Origin of the sequence: Pseudomonas sp. stari2, assembly GCF_040760005.1 — a bacterium.
GTDB lineage: Bacteria > Pseudomonadota > Gammaproteobacteria > Pseudomonadales > Pseudomonadaceae > Aquipseudomonas.
This window is the reverse complement of sequence record NZ_CP099760.1, coordinates 1,240,257-1,261,107: the sequence shown is the minus strand read 5'-3', so window position 1 is coordinate 1,261,107 and position 20,851 is coordinate 1,240,257. Positions and strand designations below refer to the sequence as shown.

At 58.9% G+C, this 20,851-nt stretch carries 18 protein-coding genes; 7 read left to right on the top strand and 11 right to left on the bottom strand.

All coding sequences use genetic code 11. The annotated features are described in order from the left end of the window. Positions 1-3 precede the first annotated feature (3 nt). From NH234_RS05590 to NH234_RS05575, 4 genes are all read right to left on the bottom strand, one after another. The gene (locus NH234_RS05590; protein ID WP_367255905.1) at positions 4-2,397 is read right to left on the bottom strand and encodes a DUF6543 domain-containing protein; all 2,394 of its coding nucleotides are present in this window, start codon (positions 2,395-2,397) and stop codon (positions 4-6) included. 150 nt (positions 2,398-2,547) lie between these two features. Then, entirely contained in the window at positions 2,548-5,094 is a 2,547-nt protein-coding gene (locus tag NH234_RS05585) for a LuxR C-terminal-related transcriptional regulator (RefSeq protein WP_367255903.1), read from the bottom strand. 139 nt (positions 5,095-5,233) lie between these two features. Beyond that, positions 5,234-6,610, bottom strand: coding sequence for a DUF1329 domain-containing protein (locus NH234_RS05580; RefSeq protein WP_367255901.1), 1,377 nt, complete (start codon positions 6,608-6,610; stop codon positions 5,234-5,236). A 14-nt stretch (positions 6,611-6,624) separates the two neighbouring features. Continuing rightward, a complete protein-coding gene (locus NH234_RS05575) occupies positions 6,625-8,418 on the bottom strand; it encodes a DUF1302 domain-containing protein (RefSeq protein WP_085729656.1) in 1,794 nt (597 codons plus the stop codon). 701 nt (positions 8,419-9,119) lie between these two features. On the opposite strand from NH234_RS05575, the gene NH234_RS05570 reads away from it, so the two are divergent. Together NH234_RS05570 and NH234_RS05565 are read left to right on the top strand one after the other, a co-directional pair. Then, complete coding sequence (locus NH234_RS05570; protein WP_367255899.1) at positions 9,120-11,357, top strand: S-type pyocin domain-containing protein; 2,238 nt, start codon at positions 9,120-9,122, stop codon at positions 11,355-11,357. After that, positions 11,354-11,611: an immunity protein gene (locus NH234_RS05565; RefSeq protein ID WP_085729654.1), complete on the top strand. Its 258-nt coding sequence runs from the start codon at positions 11,354-11,356 to the stop codon at positions 11,609-11,611. Before NH234_RS05570 ends, NH234_RS05565 begins: the two co-directional genes overlap by 4 nt. A 44-nt stretch (positions 11,612-11,655) precedes the next feature. Here the strand turns inward: NH234_RS05565 and NH234_RS05560 are convergent, their stop codons facing one another. The 5 genes from NH234_RS05560 to NH234_RS05540 form a co-directional block, all read right to left on the bottom strand. Next, the gene (locus NH234_RS05560; RefSeq protein WP_085729653.1) at positions 11,656-12,567 is read right to left on the bottom strand and encodes an SDR family oxidoreductase; all 912 of its coding nucleotides are present in this window, start codon (positions 12,565-12,567) and stop codon (positions 11,656-11,658) included. 152 nt (positions 12,568-12,719) lie between these two features. Further along, a complete protein-coding gene (locus tag NH234_RS05555) occupies positions 12,720-13,622 on the bottom strand; it encodes an alpha/beta fold hydrolase (RefSeq protein WP_367255897.1) in 903 nt (300 codons plus the stop codon). Next, on the bottom strand, positions 13,622-14,404 hold the full coding sequence (locus tag NH234_RS05550) for a class II aldolase/adducin family protein (RefSeq protein ID WP_085729651.1): 783 nt from the start codon (positions 14,402-14,404) through the stop codon (positions 13,622-13,624). The genes NH234_RS05555 and NH234_RS05550 overlap by 1 nt, the downstream gene beginning before the upstream one ends. A gap of 131 nt (positions 14,405-14,535) precedes the next feature. Beyond that, on the bottom strand, positions 14,536-15,222 hold the full coding sequence (locus tag NH234_RS05545) for an LrgB family protein (RefSeq protein ID WP_085608099.1): 687 nt from the start codon (positions 15,220-15,222) through the stop codon (positions 14,536-14,538). Beyond that, a complete protein-coding gene (locus tag NH234_RS05540) occupies positions 15,212-15,598 on the bottom strand; it encodes a CidA/LrgA family protein (protein ID WP_085729649.1) in 387 nt (128 codons plus the stop codon). Before NH234_RS05540 ends, NH234_RS05545 begins: the two co-directional genes overlap by 11 nt. Positions 15,599-15,693: 95 nt before the next feature. Between NH234_RS05540 and NH234_RS05535 the strand changes: the two genes are divergently transcribed. Beyond that, positions 15,694-16,581: a LysR family transcriptional regulator gene (locus NH234_RS05535; protein WP_085729648.1), complete on the top strand. Its 888-nt coding sequence runs from the start codon at positions 15,694-15,696 to the stop codon at positions 16,579-16,581. Here NH234_RS05535 and NH234_RS05530 read toward each other — a convergent pair. Then, positions 16,571-17,026: a flavodoxin gene (locus NH234_RS05530; protein WP_367255894.1), complete on the bottom strand. Its 456-nt coding sequence runs from the start codon at positions 17,024-17,026 to the stop codon at positions 16,571-16,573. The genes NH234_RS05535 and NH234_RS05530 overlap by 11 nt on opposite strands. Positions 17,027-17,179: 153 nt before the next feature. Between NH234_RS05530 and NH234_RS05525 the strand changes: the two genes are divergently transcribed. After that, positions 17,180-17,656, top strand: coding sequence for a PAS domain-containing protein (locus tag NH234_RS05525; RefSeq protein WP_085729646.1), 477 nt, complete (start codon positions 17,180-17,182; stop codon positions 17,654-17,656). Positions 17,657-17,710: 54 nt separating this feature from the next. Then, a complete protein-coding gene (locus NH234_RS05520; protein WP_085729645.1) occupies positions 17,711-18,316 on the top strand; it encodes a hypothetical protein in 606 nt (201 codons plus the stop codon). A gap of 3 nt (positions 18,317-18,319) precedes the next feature. Here NH234_RS05520 and NH234_RS05515 read toward each other — a convergent pair whose 3' ends face one another. After that, the gene (locus tag NH234_RS05515) at positions 18,320-19,279 is read right to left on the bottom strand and encodes a MerR family transcriptional regulator (RefSeq protein ID WP_367255892.1); all 960 of its coding nucleotides are present in this window, start codon (positions 19,277-19,279) and stop codon (positions 18,320-18,322) included. 219 nt (positions 19,280-19,498) lie between these two features. On the opposite strand from NH234_RS05515, the gene NH234_RS05510 reads away from it, so the two are divergent. Both NH234_RS05510 and folM read left to right on the top strand, forming a co-directional pair. Next, a complete protein-coding gene (locus NH234_RS05510) occupies positions 19,499-20,068 on the top strand; it encodes an antibiotic biosynthesis monooxygenase (protein ID WP_085729643.1) in 570 nt (189 codons plus the stop codon). A 56-nt stretch (positions 20,069-20,124) separates the two neighbouring features. Next, complete coding sequence (gene folM, locus NH234_RS05505; RefSeq protein ID WP_085729642.1) at positions 20,125-20,835, top strand: dihydromonapterin reductase; 711 nt, start codon at positions 20,125-20,127, stop codon at positions 20,833-20,835. The last annotated feature ends 16 nt before the right edge of the window (positions 20,836-20,851 follow it).

The window sequence follows — 20,851 nt, the reverse complement described above, 5'->3', positions numbered from 1 at the left end:
CCGTTACCTGAGGTAGGTCCTGCTGGCGAAGGAATCCGGATCATCGAGAACTGACTGAATGATCGCCAGCGCCTGCAACGGCAGTCTCTGCTGTCCGGTCGCCTGAGAGAAGAATTTCTCGATGGTATAGACATCACCCAGCAACCCGATGAGATCCTTCTGCGTTTTCGTTGGAGCCAGACGGCTATAACCGGCCTTGCCCAGCGAAGCCAGTTCGACCAATGCCCAGAAAATATGGACTTGCGCCGTCACACGATCGCCATCCTTGTAAGCTTCGGCGGCCTCCCAAAGGTTTTTTGTCAGCAACGCTACACTCACCGCAATACCCACAGGCGGAATGACTATGCTGATCGCCGTAGCCGCTGCTTCCACCGCTTTGAAGACCAGTTTGAAAATGATCTCATTGAGGCTTTCTGTTTTCTCGTCGACATCGGAAATGGTCCGCTGGATCAAACCATCGAAATCACCACTGAAGTCCGTGGCTCGGGCATACGGCTGAACAACCGGCATCTGAGTGAAATTTTCCAGTTGTTCAAGATCGGTGATATAGGTTCCGACAACTTTCTGATCCTTGTACATCACCCGCTCGTAAAAATACTGCCCAAGCTCAAGTGTCTTGACGGCCGAAACGAACTCCGAAAACGGCCGGATCGAACGACCGTCGGGTGCATCCGGAGTGAAGAGATAACTCTCGACCTGCCCTGCTGTCACCCAGCGAAAAACAAAGTTTCCCACTACCGGTCGATCCCTTATCTCGAACTGGAACAACCCGGGCTCTTCGAACCCAATGGAGAACAACGGGCGGGTATCGACGTTTTCGCTGGCATCAACAATCCGCATGAGCTGATCGAATTGCGCGGCCCTCAGACGTCCGTGAAAGCGCTCCTGCAAAATGCCGATCTGCATATGGCGACGCGCGACTTGTTTGTGGATCAGACGTTTGAGAGCACCTTCGGCATGGTCAGGATCGAGGTATTTCTCATGCAGCATTGCAATGTATTTTTCACCCGGGCGTAGTGTTCGTGACCAACTGGCAATATGGCGGATATCCAGATTCATCACAGGCAGATGATCATGCGCCAATGTGAATCGGGGATAACTCCAGGGGGAACCTGCATCGTTTGCATAAAAATGGGTTTCGGTGATGATCAACTCCGTCAGTGTCATCTGCACTTGCGGGCTGACGTCAACGAAAATCCGGTCGGGATTGATCGTGATCTGTTCTCCTTTCTCGAGTAGCACCTGCTCGACGCGCTCCTTGATCAGATCAAAGCAGAACCGCTCATACGTGACAAAACCGCCTTCACGCACCATCAGCGTCTGCAATGCCTTGAGTTCGCAATTGATGCGGGCATAGCTCTGGCGTTGATCTATGGACGCTGTTCGATATCCATAGGGGCGCAGGCTTTCTTCTTCGGAAATCCGCCAGGCACGAGCATTTTCAACGATGCCGTTCAAGGCCTCGTCGGCCATGTGCGGTGTCGATGCCGAAATTATGCCTCTCCAGAGACTGGGCATTTTCTCGAGCTTTTTCAGAAAGCCCACAATCTGACGACGGTTCAAGGCATGAGCGCGGGAAGCAATGAAATCGCGCCCCGCCTGCTCCCTTGTCCAGTCGATCACTGTGATATCGACCTGGCGCAAGCTGCGGCATTCGTACCAGGTCTGACCGCCGGGAGAGTCAGGTGCATAAAGAAACAATGGTTCGCCATTACCCTTGCGAGCCCCGATGACCAGCATCTGAGACAATGGTCGCGTATCTTCGATTATGCGAATGCCATCTATCACAAAGGCATTGTCCCCCATTACGGCACGCTGAACGCTCGAGAGATAATCGTCTTTGCTGATGTGGCCCTGATATCGAGCTGCCAATGCGCTTAACAGGAGTTTTTCACGCAGCGCGTTCTTCATGGCGTCAATAACATCAGCACGTTGGTACAATTTGCCGAGTTCGGCACCGTAGACCGAGCGAACATCACGAACGAGTATGTCCTCCAGCCATTGTTGGTTCAGGCTTGAAGGAAGATCCCGGCCTTTAATGGAGATCTCCCCCCTCTGTTCCTCTTCATGCAGACCTATAATGAATTGCTCAGTCAGCGATCGGGTATCCTCCTGAACGACTTGCCGATTCCCCACACTGAAGGTGTATCGGCAACTGCACTGGATTTCATCGGCGTCGAATTCACGTCCGAACTCAAGTTGCAGAACCTCTCTCACCACATGACGGGCATAGTCTTTCAAAGAGGTATAAGGTGCCAACAAGTCCTGAAGTCTGGTGTCGCTGAGTTCGGACACCCTACTTTGTTCGAGATAAGTTCTCCTTTCCGTCTGTCCCAACCGTTCCAGCCAGGCTGGATAGCTCTCCGACAGAAGTTTTTCATTCAATGCAACATTCATTTAAATACCCTTGGAAGTTATAAAGCAAGACAGGCTTCGGCTTGACCGCCTATAAACTAACCAAGATAAAAAAACGAACACACCCGACAATCATCACAAATAATTTGGATCCATTCCGGCGCACTATGTTTTTACAAAAAACCACAACCGTCAAACGCACAAACCCAGAACTCTTGCACGCGCCACCGCATGAGTCCGGCGTTCCACGCCCAACTTTGCATGAATTCGCCTGACATGAGTTTTAACTGTGTGCAATGAGATGAATAACTTGTCCGCTATTTGCTGATTTGAACTTCCCGACGCGATTAATCGCAAAACCTGCGATTCACGCAAACTCAATGAACTTTCATCGTTATTATTATCTGGATGTTGCTTGTCCAGTGTCGAATCGGGATAAATGCCTGGCGCCTGTTCCTCAAACCTCATCAACAATCGCGACAGGTTGAATTGACTGGCTAATGTACGACCCTTGTCAAAGCACTGGCGGGCCGACTCCGGGTCATCAAGCAGCGAGACCACCTCGCTCATCGCCAACAGCAACTCGGCCTCAAGCACGATCATCCGGCTGGCGTGAGCCTGCTCGAGCAAAGACTGCAATCGCACCACTGGCTGTTGCGCCTGCTGCAACCGGGCCTCTGCCAGAATCAGCAAACACTCTATGCGCGGAATCAGCTCCAGCGTCGCCGGCGGTGCCTGCCTTGCACATGGGCCACGATAATGTCTGAGCACCCGGCTCAACGCCTCGTGAGCCAGTTCGGGTCGTCCTTGTTGCAACCAGAACTCGCTGCTGACCTGCAACAGGACGCCGCGATAAACCGTGTCCGGAATCTGTCGCTGCTGCATCAACCGTTCGGCGTCCCGCAGTCGCATGAAGGCGTAAGCGTAATTCCCCTGATCGGCGGCCAGTTGCGCCTGACCAAGAAAACCGTAAAGCACACGCTTGTCAAAGCTGCGCAGACAGTCGTCGAGCCCTTGCTGAAAGAACTCGGCTGCCCGGCCTGGTTGCCCCATGCTCAATGCCAGTCGCCCCCGGCGCAGGGCGATGCGCCCCAGCAGTGGCGTCGGTCGCTCGACGGACGAGTCGAGCATTTCGCAAAGATTGGCCAGCAACTCTTCGGCCCGGGCGGCCCCACCACGCTGCTCCAGCAACTGGGCGTGATCAAGTTCCAGCAACGCTTCAAACAACAGAGAACCTTCAGCCCGGGCCAGGCAAAGCGCTTCACGATTGATCGAGTGAGCCAACTCCAGATCACCGCACAGCAACGCCTGCTGTGTGCGGCCCGAGAGACATAGCAGACGCGCAGTCCAGGCCTGCGGCGACAGATCGATCAAGGCTTGCTCGAAATGTTCACGCGCCTCCTCCATCCGTCCTTGCAGGTGCAACAGCCAGCCTTGCTGAGCCTGCCAGCGGGCGATCAATTGCCGTTGCTGGCCAGCCGACGGTGGCGGCAAGAAACGCGACAGTTGCCCGATGCAATCTGCCGCCTGCGCAAAACGCCCGGCGAACAGCAACGCCGCCGTGATCAAACCGACCAATTGCGCAGAGCCCAGCAGCAATTCTTCACCGCGTTGCTCATAAAGACGCAGCAACAGCACGACCGTCTGTTCCTCGAACAGATGCTCGAAACTGAAGTGTTGCAACAAGCTCACCGCAACCTCGTACTCTTCGGCCAGCAACGCCTGCTCAAAGGCGCATTTCCAATGCTGTCCGGCGGCAAACCACTGACAGGCCCGGCGATGCCAGGAACGTCCGGCAGGCCAGGGTTCGTCACGCATCAAGCGCGACAGCGGCGCACATACCTGCAACCAGTCCGGAGATCCTCGCCAGGGTTCGATAAAGCATCCCAGCGTTTGCAGAGTACGCATCCATTGCGCCCCGTCCCCGGCACCGAACAGGTGATCGCAAAGGCTGGCATTGAAGCGCGGCAATTGCGCCAGCACCCGCCAGGCCTCGGCCAGCTCCGGACTCAGTCCGCTGAACAGTTCGTGTTGCAAGTAATCCAGCAAGGTGTCCATGCGTTGCTGCGGCAGGGTCTTTTGCGACCAGTCGCATTTTTGCATCATCAGCATCCGTACTCCGGCGCACCAACCGGCGCTGCGCTGAAAGATGCGCCCGGCCACGCTGTCGGCCTGGGCGGGAGGCAAGTGGCGCAACACTTGTGCAATCTCGTACCGGGTCAGCGCCAACGCCGTGCCTTCACATTCGTACAAGGCATCGTCGAGCAGCAGGCGCGGCCAGTTGCAGGACGGGCGGCGCCGAGTGCCGATCCACCACGTCACAGCCGGACTGCTGACCGCCAGCATTCGGTCGAGCAATGCATCCAGCGCCGGCTCCGGGTATCGGCAGTAATCGTCGATCAGCACCCAGGTAGCAGTAGACCGTCGCGCCAGTTCATACAGCAGCGACGCCTCGTCCCAGGTTGTCAGCCCCATCGCACGCGCAAGCCGTTCGCAACATTCGCCGACACTCAAGGAAGCCCCTGCCAGCGGCAACCAGCAGACGGTGCAATTGACGGGGGCCTGCAGCAGGCATTCGGTGAGCAGCGCGGTTTTACCGCAACCGGCCGGCGCGCAGATCAGTCGGACCCGTGCCGCGGACTCGAGCAGTGCCTCGCAAAGACGCGGACGGGGCAAGTGATGGGGAGACAGTCTCGGGAGAAAATCCGGTCGATCCAGAAGGGGTGTCATGGCGGTCATCAGGTGCGCCTTTTTATCGTTGTACGTTCACCCTAGCCCTCTCCCCGATGCTTGTTGACGAGTATTCAGTACGCTGATTGCTGCCCATAAAAAAGGCGACCAGCCGGTCGCCTTCTGTCTCGCAAGTGTATCGCTCCCTTTACCGGACGCCCTCGGCGCGCAGGGCCGAAGGTGTGAAGTCGGCCGCCTTGGCTTCGAAGCCGAATTCGAAGCTGTGCTTCTCCTCGTTCTTCATGCCCAATGCAATGTAGCGACCGGCGATGATGTCGTAGAGCGCTTCCAGCGTGTAGGCCTGGGCCTGGTGATCGTAGTAGTACTGGGCATGCCCTTCGGCCACCCGCCACAACTGTCCGCGACCGTCGTAGTGATCGGCCAGCGCCACTTGCCAGCTGTCCTCGTCGATGTACATGTGGCGCTTGGCATAGATGTGCCGCTCGCTCGGTTTTACCGTGCCGATCACTTCCCAGACCCGGTGCAGTTCGTAGCGGGTCAGGTCCTGATTGATGTGCCCGGCCTTGACGATGTCGTCGTACTTGAGCTTCGGTGAGTCGAGTTTGTAGCTGTTGTATGGAATGTACATCTCCTTCTTGCCGATCAGCTTCCAGTCATAACGATCCGGTGCACCGGAGAACATGTCGAAGTTGTCCGAAGTACGCAGGCCATCGGCGGCGGTGCCCGGCCCGTCATACGCCACCTGCGGCGCACGGCGAACCCGACGCTGCCCGGCGTTGTAGATCCAGGCCAGACGCGGCTCCTTCACCTGATCGAGGGTTTCGTGCACCAGCAACACGTTGCCGGCAAGGCGCGCCGGCGCGGTCACCGACTGCTTGAAAAAAGTCAGCACGTTGGCCGCCTGCTGCGGGTCCAGATCCTTCATCAACTGCGGCACGGCGATCTCTTCCTCGAAGCGGATCGGTGTGTAGCTGCCGTTGGTCTGCGGTGTCACCTGTGTGATGATCCGCCGCAGGTTACCGCCGTGATAACGGGTGATGTGGTTCCACAGCACCTCGACGCCGTTCTTCGGAATCGGGAAGGCGTAGTAGCGATTGCCGGTGAAATTGGCCAGGCCGTTGCCGTCGTTGATCGAGGTAACGTTCAACGCGCTGCGCTTGGCCGATTCGTAGATTTCCGGCGGCACGGCAACGGTGCGGTGGGTCGGGTAGACCGGGATCTTGTAGGTATCCGGATAGCGTTTGAACATCGCCACCTGGCCTTCGGAAAGTTTGGCCTTGTATTGGTCGACGTTAGCCGCGGTGATTGTGAACAGTGGTTTTTCGCTGGCGAACGGGTCGGCGAGAAAGCCCTTGCTGTCCACCGCCCCGGCGTTTTTCGGGATGCCACCGGTCCAGGCTGGAATCGAACCGTCAGCGTTACCGGCCTTCTCGGCGCCCAGCGGCGTCAGGCTGGTGCCAAGCTTGTCGGCCTCTTGAGGCGACACCGCCGCGATCACGTTGGCGGCCAGCAGACTGAGGGCCAGGACACCGCATTGCAGAATCATCTTGCGCATTGATTTCATCCTTCTCGGGCAGATCAGAAGTTCACGCCGAAGCTCAGGGCCACGAAGTCACGGTCAGTGAGAACGTTGTAATCGCCGCCGAAAAAGTCGGTGTAACTGAGGCTCGCGGTGTAGGTATTGCGGTAGTCGGCATCGACCCCGACGCTGATGGCCTTGGCGCCTTCGTTGAACAACCCGTTGGGACCGTAACCGGAAACGTCATGGGACCAGGACAAGTTGGGCTTGAGGTTGATCCCACCGATCACGTTGGCGTAATCGAGGATGGCCCGGGCGCGGTAACCCCAGGAGGTCGAGGTGACGAAACCGCCAGTGTCGCCACCGAATCCGTACTGGCCGTACACCGAATCTCGGCCGTAACGCAGCTTGCTGCGCGACTCCAGACCACCGACCCGGACCACCGCAGCCTCACCGACCACGGTCAGGCGTTCGGCACCCAGCACCTGATCGAAGAAGTGCGTGAGGGTGCTCTGCAGTTGCGTCACTTCCTTGCGCCGGTAGCCCTTGTTGTCGGCGCCCGGCGAGGTGGTCAGCGGGGATGCCGCGCCGCCGGCGATCGGGTTGAGCAAGGCCAGGGTCAGGTCGTTGGTGTTGACCTGCACCGGAGCGTTGGGCCGGTAGCTGAGCTCACCGGTCCATGCCGTGCCGGTGGGCAATGTGGTGGCGAAACTCGCGCCATACAGACGGATGTCTTCGGGGTATTCGAGGTAGTACTGACCACGCCCGAGCATCACGCTTTGCGCCAGCCCGGAACCGCTGCCGGGAGCGAGGCGGTTGGCAGTGCTGACCATCCCCGGCAATGCCGCCAGAGTCGACAGGCCGGCCGTGGTGGTGCCAACCGTGGGCGTACGGCTGTGGTAGTTCAGGAAATAGAGGCCATATTCGGTATCGTCGCCGAGCCAGCGCAACGCCGTACCCCACTGCCCGGAATCCCGCGCATCACGGTCACCGCCCCGGGGTACGACCACGCCTTCGCGAGTGACCTGGATGGGTTGCCCGAAGGCAGCGGCCAACGGCGCCAGCGGAGCAATCGCCGGGCTGCCGACGGTGTAACCGTTGTTGCAACCATCCGCCGCGACGTCGACACCGAAGAAGGTGCCGCAGTTGTCGAGAACAGTCTGATCCCACTCCAATTGGTAGAAGCCTTCGACCGAGAGCTTGTCAGTCAGGCTTTGCGAGCCGAACAGCATGTTTACCGGAATCAGGCCTTCCTTGATCTCCGCACCGGGCCGGCGGAAGGCCGAAACGTCGATCGGGTTGATGCTGTTGATCGAGTTGCCGATGAAGGTACTTTCGCCCCAGCTCACCACCTGTTTGCCGGCGCGCACGGTGCCCGGCAGATCGGCGATGGAGTAGTTGTGATAGACGAACGCGTCGAGAATCTGCCCGCCGGAAGACTTGGCGCCTTCCTTTCGGCCCTTGTCGCTGATGGGCTTGAACTCGCGGTCTTCGTCCTTGAGTTCGAAGTCGTACCAGTACTTGCCGCGCACGAACACACCGGTGTCGCCGTACTTCAGTTCAAGGTCGTGGATGCCCTTGAAGATCTTGGAAAAGGTCTCGCCTTTCTTGAAGTTCAAGCGCCCGTCATCACCGGTCGAAGACTGGCCCGTACCGCCATTGACCGTGCCGACCAGCGACTTGTCCGCATCGCGCATGCCCCAGCTCGCGCCGACCGACAGTGATGAGTCGAACGTGCCTTCGATTTCGCCGATGTTGAAATCGACCGCATGGGCCTGGGCACAGCAACCCAAGGCGACCGCAGCCGCCAGCGCCTGCGGTTTGAAGATGGCGCGCATTGTTGTTTTTGTCATGCGTCTTCCCCGGTGAGTGACAGAAGGCCCCACCCTACTGCCGCCGCACGGGGACGATAAGCGCACCAAGGAGGTATTCGCGCTGTCGCTCGAAAGGATGAATCCCCGCCTGGAACGGGGCTTGCCGCGAGGCATGGGCAGGCTGGATAACCCATGATCAATTCAACGGATGATGCCCGCCTCGGGACGCGACACTGTTACATGCCCCGTAACAGTGCATGTCCGGAATCGCTATTTTTCCTTTGGCTTCAAGCCCTTATTCTGAGCGGGCTTTCACGGCAGACCGCCACGAAGCAGAAAGTCCGCGACCGAGTCGTCGGCAACCGATTTCTGATGGTTTGAAGCGTTTTCGATCCATCGCCCCCGGTGTTCACTGACGTTGATTTGTAGCTCCTTGATCCAACGTCTTACCTTGGCCGCTGCGTTTGCAGCGGCCTTTTTTATGGGCGATGGTTTATCGCGTCGTGTCAGCAATCTGTCACTCCCCTCGCCACTGTCAGATGCTTCCTGAATCCTTTTCGGAAACTTCCTTATTTAAATAACGAACAACTTCTATTCGTTATTTATCACCGAATTTTCTGCCGCACTCTTCTGTAACTGCCTACAGGACTCTCGGACCCGCGCCCGACGGTTCACCTGTAACTTCTAATGGCAGAACAACTCATCACTTTCAAACAGCGCACATTCAAAAGGATATGAATATGCAAAGGCCTCCTGCATGGGAGCTGACCGAAGCTATCCACACGACAGCACCAGCGCCTCCCGGCTACAACCCGTTACCCGCAACTACATTTGATGTCAGCAGTAGCGGCGCCTTTCAACGGCCGCCTGCGTTTGCGGGCAACGTACATATCGTGAAAGGCACCGCTCAAGTGCTGGATCAGGAGTTTCAGGTCAGATCCAGTCAACTTGCACAAACCCTCGAACATGAACTTGCCGCCGCCAGACTTGAAGTTCCAACTCACCCTCTGCCACCCGCCGAGGCAATCATTCGCGAGCTCGGTGTTCGCAATACGCTGATGGCGCGCAAGACTGCCGAGTTCCATCGCCAGACCGCCTTGGGCAACACGTTTTATGGCAGCGATCCCCTGAACCGGCCGTTGAACGATTTCACTGCGCGGGCGCGAACGATGGAGCGCCCTCTCAAGCCAGATGGCATTGCCTTTCAGACCTGGTCGTTTTCATACAGAGCTGCTCACGAAGCGAGGCTCTTGTCGCAATCGTTGCAGTTGCTCAACCAGCAGCAAGTCAATGTACTCAACTGGCTGGCGACCGTTCAGGCCAACGACCAAGCGCGAATCGCCGCCGAGCAACAAGCGCAGAGAGCCGCTGCCGAACTGGCGCGGATCAATGAACAAGCTCGACTTGAAGCGCTGGCACAAGCTGCACGCGTAGTGGCCGAGCGAGAGCAAGTTGCCGCCGAACAACACCGTCAGCAAGCACTCGCAGAGGCGGCACGGCAGCAAAAGGAACAAGAGGAAATCCAGGCTCGTGAAGAGGCGCGCCTTGCAGCGCTGGCTGAAGCACAACGGCTTGCTGCTGAGCAGGCGCAAATCGCCGCCGACGCTGCCGCGCAACAGATTGCTGCCGAACAGGCACGCCAGCAAGCGCAGGCCGATGCTCAGCGCCGCATGGAAGAGCGCCAACTGCTGGCTGAAAAAACACGCCAGGAAAAACAGCAGAAAGCGCTGCGAAAGGCACAAAAAAGACGCCGCAAAAAAGCGCGCAAGACCGCCAGGGAGCAAGCCCGACGGCAAGCAGAAAACGCCCTGAGCGGACAATCTCCCGTCTTTGCCAATGCCGGATCGATGGCCGCATTCGGCCCGACCTTTACCGGGCCGCTCGGTGTTTTTGGCAACAACCCGGCAACCACGCTGGCACTCAGAACGTCGCTGCGAACGGCGGTGTCCCTGGCGCTGGCGGCCATCTCCACAGCGGCGGCGCCGGTGATCGTCGGGTTCGCCGCTTTGCTCGCGCCCTCGAAACTGGGCAACGGCGATCTTTACTCTGCCAGCGTTCCACTGTCAGACCTGGCACCCGACTTGAGCAGCGATGAGCTGTATCAGTTGGCCGCCATTGGAGGGGAAGTCGATCTGCCGGTCAGGCTGGGTTCGTCGACGATAGGCGACAAAATCGAGTTCGTCGTAGTCACCACAGATGGTCTGACTGTTCCCGCCAATGTGCCCGTCAGGGCTGCTCACTTCGACGCTCGCACAAATACCTATGTTTCCACCGCCAGTGACACCAACGGCCCCACGCTGACCTGGACGCCATTGGTCAATCCACTGAATCCCTCGACGGATTTACCGCAGGTCGATTCGGAACTGCCGGTTTACGACGGCGCTGAAGTGGTTCCTGCAGAGGGGCGGGTTGATCCGTTTCCTGAACTGGATCGGTATGAGTTGGGTGGGTTTATCACGGTTTTTCCGATTGAGTCGGGGATACCGCCGCTGTATGTGGTTTTCAGCAGTCCTTATGACGGGGCGTTCGTCAGAGGGAAATTCAGTGGCCGCGTTTTCAATCCGAACCAAGCTGGCGGGCCAGTACTTGATCTGGACTGGCGATCTGCGGTCATAAGTCGCGCCGGAATCGATGCGGTGAAGCTGCATATCGCACGCCTCGATCAATCAGATGCCAATGACGTGATGATCCAGCGATTAGAAGAAATTCTCAGCGGACGGCTGGCTTTCACGGATACGGATCTACGCTATTACACTCATGAAAACAGGGAGCTTGAACGGTTTCGAGCGCTGGGCTTGAGTGATGCCTTCCGACCCGACAGAGAATCTCCCATGTGGAACAACGCACACACTGCGACATTGGAAGATTTCAAGCTGGAAGATAATGAGTCACTGCTCTATTCGAAAGACGCCATAGCGGCTGCGGACAAACAAGACGAATTGTTTTTTAGAAACTTGTTAAAAGGAGGCAAGCAGTGAGCATCATCGAACAGATCGTCAAAAATGAAACGGTAGAAGATGTCCTGACTGTCTTCGCACTCGGCTCCGCGATTCCGTCGCTAGATCGAATGTTTGGACGGTATCGATACGAAGTCATCGAAAATGGTGAGTTACTGAAAACCTACGCCAGGCTTTTCGAGGAGGGCGTGCTCGCCAATGGTGATGGGCCAATCGCTACCAAAGGCCCGAACTGGAAAGCTCCTGATTTCATGTCAAACAACAAATACGCTTAGCAGAGCGACGGGCCACCCAGTATCAACTGGGTGGCCCTCTCCACCTACAACGAATACTTCTGCAAATTCGCCATCATTTCCTTCAGCGCCTCGATGTTGTCCTTCGGATGCGCCGCCCCTTCGAAATCACAAATCTGCTGCCAGTGCGCCGCCACATCTTCCGGTGAGAACCCCACGCGCGGATCGAACCCGGCGCCCAGGCTGCGCTCCCAGCGCACCTTGCCCATCCAGCCGCCGCCGACTTCGAACAGGCCCGAGGTTTCCTGGCATTGCTCGCTGGCCAGGTACACCACCAGCGGGCTGACCAGTTCCGGTTTGAGTTGTTCGAACACTTGCGGCGGGATCAAGCCTTCGGTCATGCGCGTGCCGCCGGTGGGTGCGATGGCGTTGACCAGGATGTTGTTCTTGCGACCTTCGATGGCCAGGGTACGGGTCAAACCGTAGAGACCCAGCTTGGCCATGCCGTAGTTGGACTGGCCGAAGTTGCCGTAAATGCCCGAGGTCGAGGCGGTGAAGATTACTCGCCCGTAGTTTTGCTCGCGCAGGTGTGGCCATGCGGCGCGGGTCACTTTGTAGGCGCCTTCGACGTGGACGCGATAGACCAGATCCCAGTCGGCATCCTCCATCTTGTGGAAAGTCTTGTCCCGCAGGATGCCGGCGTTGTTGACCACCACATCGACGCGACCGAATACATCGAGGGCGTTCTGCACCAGTTTGTCGCCGTCGGTCACCGAGTCATGGTTGGCCTCGGCGATGCCGCCGGCCTCACGGATTTCCGCTACCACGCGGTCGGCGGCCGAGGCGTTGGCGCCTTCGCCCTGGGTCGAGCCGCCGAGGTCATTCACCAGCACTTTGGCGCCCTGTTTGGCGAACAGCAAAGCGTGAGCGCGCCCCAGGCCACCACCGGCTCCGGTGACGATCACGACTTTATCTTCGAAACGCACAGACTCATTCATCGGGGCAACTCCAGCAGGCCTGAGGGACAGTGTCCCTGAGTGTCAGGCACGACGCGTGCGGTCACAACGAACACGACTGAGGCTGAATGGTGCGCGATAAGGCTGGGGGATGATGAAACGGTCCAGAGGCGCAATGCGCCTCCGCCCGTCGATCAGGAGCACGCCACTTTGCGCGGCGGCAACACGAAGTGATCACGAAATTCGAGGTAGTACTTGAGCACCTGCACTGGCGCTTCGCTTTGCGGGTAATGACCGATGCCGGGCAACAGCACGGTGTCCGCGTCGGGAATCAGTTCGCGATAACGCTCGACCATATGAGCGCCGGAGATCGGATCGACTTCGCCATCGATCACCCGCAGCGGCACCTCGCCGCGCTGCATTGCCGCCACCCAACGGTCACGCCGCACCCGGCGTTCGGGGATGTAAGTGATCAGTTTGTGCATGATGCGCGGGCCGCGATTGCACTCGATCAGGCTCCAGAAATCATCCATTTCACTTTCACTCGGCCGGGTGTCCGGGCCGAAGATCTGATGAAAACTCTTCACCAGCGCATCGCGGGAAAAAGCGCGGCCGATCATCCAGCCCAACGGACTCAGCAAGAGTTTTTGCGTCAACAATGGCCGATGGGTTTCCGGAAACAGACCACCGTTGAGGAACACGCAACTGGCAACTTCGATCAGATCCTCGTAATGCCGGGCCAGCAGTTCCTGGGCAACGCTGTCGCCATAGTCATGGGCGAGGATATGCACCGGTTGCTCGATCTGGAGATGCGCGAGCAACGCCTGCTGCAGATCGGCCTGTTCCAGCAGGCTGTAGGTGTGGTTCAACGGTTTGGCCGAGTCGCCGAAACCGAGCATGTCGCAGGCGATCACCCGAAAGCGCTGGGCCAGCGGCTGCCACAGGTAATGCCAGTCCCAGCTGGCCGTCGGGAAGCCGTGGATCAGCAGCAGCGGCTCGCCCTGCCCGGCCGTCCAGTAACGGATCGGCTGGCCACGAAAGACAAACGTCTGGCTGCGTTTGCGCCAGGCACTCAGAGGAATCTCGGCGAGAGGCATTACAGTTTATACCCCGGGTCTTGTTTATCGAGTTTGCGCAGCAACGCCGGCCAGGCCAGCGCGCCACCCATGCCTTGAGCACTTTTGGTGACGCCGGCGATCATCGCCTTGGCGCCTGCCAGAATCTGCGGCTCGATGGCGATCAGTTCGGCACCGCCGGTTTGCGCCATGACCTGGATGTCGCAGGCACGCTGGAAAGTGAACATCATCAGGAACGTGTCGGCGATGGTGCCGCCGCAGGTCAGCAAGCCGTGGTTGTGCAGCATCAGGAAATTGTTTTCGCCGAGGTCGGCCTGCAACCGGGCCTTCTCTTCGTGATTGAGTGCCACGCCTTCATAAGCGTGAAAGGCCAGGCTCGACAACACGAACAACGATTGCTGACTGATCGGCAACACCCCCTGTTTCTGCGCCGACACCGCAACGCCGGAAGCAGTGTGGGTATGCAGCACGCAGGCCACGTCATGGCGCACTTCATGGACGGCACTGTGAATGGTGTAACCGGCGGGGTTGATCTCGTAGGGGCTGTCCATGAGTTTGTTGCCGGCCTGATCGACCTTCACCAGGCTGGACGCAGTGATCTCATGGAACATCAGGCCGAACGGGTTGATCAGGAAGTCTTCGGTGCCCGGCACCTTGGCCGAAATGTGGGTGAAGATCAGATCGTCCCAGCCATGCAGGGCGACCAGTCGATAGCAGGCGGCGAGATCGACCCGGGTCTGCCACTCCGCGGCACTGACCTGATCTTTGACATTCAAGGAGGAAGGGACGGGGGCTACGCTCACTGTATGCACCTCTGTTTTTGTTTTTTTCGGCAGGTGTCAGCAGTCTAGTCAGCCCCGGGGTTTCGCGTAGTTGCATTGGCAGCCAGCTTGATGACTGAGCGGGTCAGCTGCGCAAACCGCTTGGATCCATGTCAAAGCAACGACGCCAACAAAGGTGCGGCGAACAGATTGAGCAGCCCGGTGAGCACCATGACCAGCCCCGCCACCGAACCTTCTTCGCCCCCCACTTCATGGGCGCGACTGACGCCCGCACCATGAGCGCCAACGCCAAACAGGGCGCCGCGCGCCAGGGCACTGCGCAGCGGCAGCCACTTGAGCAACACCCCGCCCAGCATCGCGCCGAACACCCCGGTGAACATCACGAACACCGCCGTCAGTTCAGGTACGCCACCCAGATCCTGCGCCAGCGGCATGGCAAACGGCGTGGTGATCGAGCGCGGCACCAGTGACAGCGTCACCGAGCTGTCCAGCGCCAGCGCTTTCGCGAGACCGAACGAAGTGGCAATCGATGCAGCACTGCCGGCGAGCATGCCCAGCAGCAACGCTGACCAGTGACGCACCAGCAGACGCCGCTGTTGCCAGATCGGCACCGCAAAAGCGACGGTGACCGGGCCGAGCACCAGCATCAGCCAGTGGGTATTGCTGGAGTATTCCGCATAAGCGGTATGCAGCGGCACGGCGAGGGCCAGCAATAATGCGGGGACCAGAATCAGTGGCGACAGCACGTAGCGACCGGTCCGGCGATACAGCCAGCGACTGAACAGGTAGGCCAGCAGCGTGAACGCCAGCCAGAACATTGGCATCAGCTCAAACTTCATGGGACCGCCTCAGGCGCACGGCCAGTTCCACGGTGAACGCCGTCACCAGCATCACCATCAGCGTACTCGCCGCAATCACCAGCAGAATTCGCCAGCCGTCATTACGCAGCAATGCGCCGTAATCCAGCAGGCTCATCAGGGCCGGAATGAAGAACAGCAGCATCTCGGCCATCAGCAGTCCCGCGCCCATTTGCAGCGCCGCCGGTTTGACCCAGCCAAACGCAAAAGCCAACAGTAGCAACGCCATGCCGATCACGCCGCCGGGGATCGGCCATGCCAGCCATGCAGCCAACTGGCAGCCGAGCAGATAGAGACCAAGCAGCACGGCCAGTTCGGCCAGCAGGCGAGAGAGGTATTTGAGGGTCGAGGCTTTCATCGGTGGGCTCCTTTCAGGCGCCTATTTTACGAACCCGACTGTCATCTCCGAAGCGAATTGTTAGACTCAAAGCCATTCCAATCCGGAATCAGGCCATGGAATTCAAACAGCTCAAAAGCTTCGTCGAAGTCATGCATCAGGGTGGTTTCACCCAGGCGGCGAAAACCCTGCACATCAGTCAGTCCGCCGTGAGCAAACAGATCGCCCAGCTCGAACAGAGCCTCGGCACCCCGCTGCTCGATCGCCTGGGTTCGCAATTGCGCCTGACCGCCGCCGGCAGCGTGGTGCTGCAACGGGCCGAAGGCATGCTGCGTTTGCGCGATGAATTGCTTACGGAACTGGATGACCTCAGTCATCTGGCGCGCGGCGAACTGCGACTCGGTTTGCCCTTGCTCGGCAGCGATGCACTGTTTGCCGGGCTGTTCGCCGAATACCGACGGCGTTACCCGAACATCAGTGTGCAGTTACTCGAAGGCGGCAGCCGAAACATCGAACAGGCGGTATTGAGTGGTGAACTGGAGCTGGGGGGCAGTCTGCGGCCGAAAGACCCACAGTTCGACTTCCAGCCATTCTGCGATGAACCGCTCGATGCGCTGCTGCCGCGGGATCACCCGTTGGCGGCAAAAGGTGAAATCGGTCTGGAGGAACTGGCTGAGACGCCGTTCCTTTTGTATCAGCGCAGTTTCGTACTCAACGATCGTTTGCTTCAGGCGTGCCAGCAGATGGGCTTCACCCCGAAAGAAGGTGGCCGTAGCGGTCAGGCGGATTTTCTTGCGGCACTGGTGGCCGCCGGGCAGGGCGTGGTGCTGCTGCCCAGCGTGGTGGCCCGCGGTCTGGTGCGGCCAGGCGTGGTTCGCCTGACCTTGAAGGCGCCCGACTATCTGCGCTGGGATATCGCGTTCATCTGGCGCCGGGGCGCCTATCTGTCAAAGGCTGCGCAGGCCTGGCTCGCACTGCTGCGCGAGCGCGGGATCAGCCCTTGAGCGTGGCGATCAACTGCTCGAGCCATGGCTCCGCGTCGGTTTCCGGGGTGACGCTTTCGCTGGCGTCAATACGCAGCATGTCCTGAACTTCACGCACGCCCAGCTCACTGAACAATTCACGCATCTGCTCGCCACCGCCACAGAACGTGTCACCGTAACTGGCGTCGCCCAAGGCGATCACTGCGCCGGGCAAACCGCGCCAGGCCGCCGGCAACTGGTCGCGAATGCTCGAGTACAGCGGTTGCAGGTTGTCCGGCAACTCGCCCATGCCGGTGGTCGAAGTCACGGCGAGCAAGGCCTCGGGGCCGAAAGTCTGGAGATCGGCGAGGCTGGCGCGCGAGTTGTAGAAGGTTTCAAAACCGGCGGCGTTCAACAGGCTCTGAGCGTGGCGAGCGACTTCTTCGGCCGTGCCGTACACCGAGCCGGAGAGGATGGCGACTTTCATCAATCTGATCCTGAAACTGAAAAAAAGAGCGGCGATAGTAACAGCCAGCGACGCCCTGTTGCGATTGGCTCTCGATAAGCGCTGATGGCCAGTAGACAGCGCCAATCGATCTTCTAGAATGCCTGCCACCGACAACCCTGAAGGGATTCAAAGATGATCAATGCCAGCCTGCTGCAAATGGTGATCAACGCGTCGAACGATGGAATCGTGGTGGCGGAAAAGGAAGGCGATCAGGACAACATTCTGATTTACGTGAATCCTGCTTTCGAAAAACTGACTGGCTATACCAGTGAAGAAATTCTTTATCAGGACTGCCGTTTCCTGCAGGCCGGAGATCGCGATCAGCCCAGTCTGGAATTGATTCGCGGCGTATTGAGAAACGGCGGCTCATGCCGCGAGATCCTGCGCAACTATCGCAAGGACGGCACACCGTTCTGGAACGAGCTGTCGCTATCAACGGTAAAAAATGCTGACGATGGACAGACGTACTTCGTCGGCGTGCAAAAGGACGTGACCGTTCAGGTCAAGGCGCAGCAGCGGGTGGCGCAGCTGGAAGCCCAAGTCGCGGCACTCGAGGCAGAACTGGCGGCCATCAAAGCGACGAACGGCGCAAACAAAACAGCGAACTAAGTGTCATTAACTACAATCACCAATGACTTTGTAATTATTTATTTCGAGCTAGCCATGCAACGCGACACCCTCCTGACCCAGGACGAGCTGGATTTTATCCAGACCATGCAACACAACCCGCAGCTCAATGTGCGGGATGCGACGTCGAGCCTGCTGGTCAACGGTGGTTCGCAGATCCGTGACCTGCTCACGCGCCTGGCGGCCCATGAACAAGTCACCATCCAGGCCAACTTCGAAAATCAGCAGATGACCTTCCCGTTGCATCTGGTGGAAGACGAGTTCCACGCCCTGCACCTGCGCCTGGGTGTACCGAGCATCTATGAAGACGGACCGATGGTGCGTCCATGGCGCCTGACCCTGGAAGAGCCGGTGGCACTGGAAAATGCCAAGGGCCAGCCCGGTACGCTGTGGGTTCACGAGGTTTCGCACAAGGGTGTGCTGCTGGAAGTGCGCAACAAGACCAAACCACCGAAGCATTTTGCCTTGTGGTTCAGCCCGTCGGGCTACGAGCGGATTTCCCTGCGCGGGACGTTCGAGCGGGAAACCGAAAGCGGCTTTTATGCTTACGAGCTAAGTCAGAGCGATGCCGACGAAACCGAGCGTCTGCGCCAGTTCATCCTGCAACAGCATCGTCTGACCCACCCTGCCATGCACACCTGAGTCTCAGGTATCCAGCGTCCCCGCCAGAAACCGATTCATGCGTTGACGCATGGTCGATCCTTCATTGCCCAGGCAGCCGACCGCTGATCCGGCGAGGCTGTCCTGCGCCAGATCGGCGGCATCGCCCGCCAGCATCAACTGACAATCCAGACTCAAGGCCAGACGATTCAGACGTCGTGGCAGCTCTGCAGTCGGCGCATGATTGGAAAACAGCACCAGCGCCTGAGGCCTGGTCTTTTCGCACACCAGCGTCAGTTCATCGAACGGCTGGCCGGTGGTGAGTACACGAACACCCGCGTCATTGCCGCTGAGAAACAGCGCCGCCACCAGTAACTCAAGCTCACGACATTGACCGGCCAGTGCGCTGACGATCACCTTGCGCGGTTGCGAGCCGCGTAGCATGACGATGCGCTGCAGCACCTTCGCTCGCAGAAAACCATCGAAGAACAGCCACTCGCTGGTTTGTCCGAAAGCGTCCTGACGCTGCAACATTTGCAGCCATAACGGCATCAGGATGTCCTGAAACACTACAGGCAATGCATAGGAGGAGAAAATCTGGCCGTAGAGCTGATCCAGCGCCTGATCGTCGAATGAACCGACCGCGTGCCGAACCTGTTCCTGCCACTGCAGGTAGTCCGTCTGCACACTGTCATCGGATATGAACGGGGCCAGGACTTTCATCGGCTCGGTCTTGGCCAGAATCCTGCCGATCTTGCTCACGGCGACACCCCGATCGATCCAGTCGACGATGCTGCGAACGCGCTCGATATCGGTCATCGAATACAAACGATGCCCACTTTCGGTGCGTGTCGGCTGGATCAAACCGTAGCGACGCTCCCAGGCGCGCAGCGTAACCGGGTTCACGCCGGTCAGCCGCGCTACTTCGCGGATAGGGAAAAGCTCTTCGCGCTCCAGCGCAACAGAGGCCGGGAAAGCAGGACGAACGTCAGTCATGACAGGCATTTGCGCGGGTACGTCCTCGTTAGCGAGTGTGAGCGTAGTGGATCCCATTCTACTCCGGATGCCATTGAGCGGTTCAAGCGGTGAAATGAGACGAAAGTCTCTGGTTTGTCACGCAGATGAGGAATAATCCTTGCTTGTCGAAAAACGCAGCCCTCTACCCGGCGCTGCGTCAGGCGAAACTCCTACCCGGAGCGACGCAATGCAATACGGAGATACACAATGTCTACTTCCCCCGTCACGCTGATGGTCGCGCGTCGCGTCACCAATGGTCGTTATCAGGATCTGATCGCCTGGTTGCGAGAAGGCGAACAACTGGCCACCGACTTCCCCGGTTACCTCGGCTCCGGCGTACTGGCCCCGCCTCCCGGCGACGATGAATTCCAGATCATATTCCGCTTCGTCGACGAACAGACCCTGCATGCCTGGGAACACTCGGCATCGCGCACCGCATGGCTGGCCCGTGGCAGCGATCTGTTTGCCCACCCGACGGAACATCGGGTCAGCGGCATTGAAGGCTGGTTCGGCGCTGCCGGTCATCGCCCCCAGCGCTGGAAACAGGCCGTGGCAATCTGGCTGGCGTTCTTCCCGGTGTCGCTGCTGTTCAATTTCGTGCTGGGGCCGCTGCTCGCTGAAATGAGCCTGTTGCCGAGGGTCTTCGTCAGCACGCTGTGCCTGACCCCGTTGATGGTCTACTTCTTCATTCCGCTGTCGACCCGCCTGCTGGCCGGCTGGCTCAACCCGGCGCCTGCGCGCCCGCTGCCCGCCGCGCCCTCTACGCAAAATCGCTGAAGCCGTCGCTCGCGTCGCTGTTATAGTTTTTGCTCTGACTTCGACGCGAGCCGTACATGACTTTTCCCACAGCTCCCATCCTCATCACCGGCGCCGGCCAGCGGGTCGGCCTGCATTGTGCGCAGCGTCTGCTGGACGACGGCCATCGAGTGATCTTCACCTATCGCAGCGAACGACCGGGAGTGAAGGCTTTGCGGGATCTGGGCGCCCTCGGGCTGCACGCGGACTTTTCCAGCGAAGCCTCGATCCTCGCGTTCATTACCGAACTGAAGACCCACACCGACAGCCTGCGCGCCATCGTGCACAATGCCTCACAGTGGCTGGCGGAAACCGACGACGGCGAAGCCGAAGCCTTCTGCCGCATGTTTAACGTTCACATGCTGGCGCCGTACCTGATCAACCTGCATTGCGCCGGCCTGCTGCAACGCTCGAACCCCGCCGACATCATCCATATCAGCGACGACGTCACCCGCAAGGGCAGCAGCAAACACATCGGCTATTGCGCCAGCAAGGCCGGGCTCGACAGTCTCACGCTGTCCTTCGCCGCGCGCTACGCGCCCTCAATCAAGGTCAACGGCATCGCGCCAGCCCTGCTATTGTTCAATCCCGACGACGACGCAGCGTACCGCGCCAAGGCGCTGGCCAAGTCCGCACTGGGCATCGAACCCGGCAGCGAAGTGATTTATCAGAGCCTGCGTTATCTGCTCGACAACCCTTACGTCACCGGCACGACCCTGACCGTCAACGGCGGGCGGCACGTCAAGTAATACGCCCCGCGAGGAT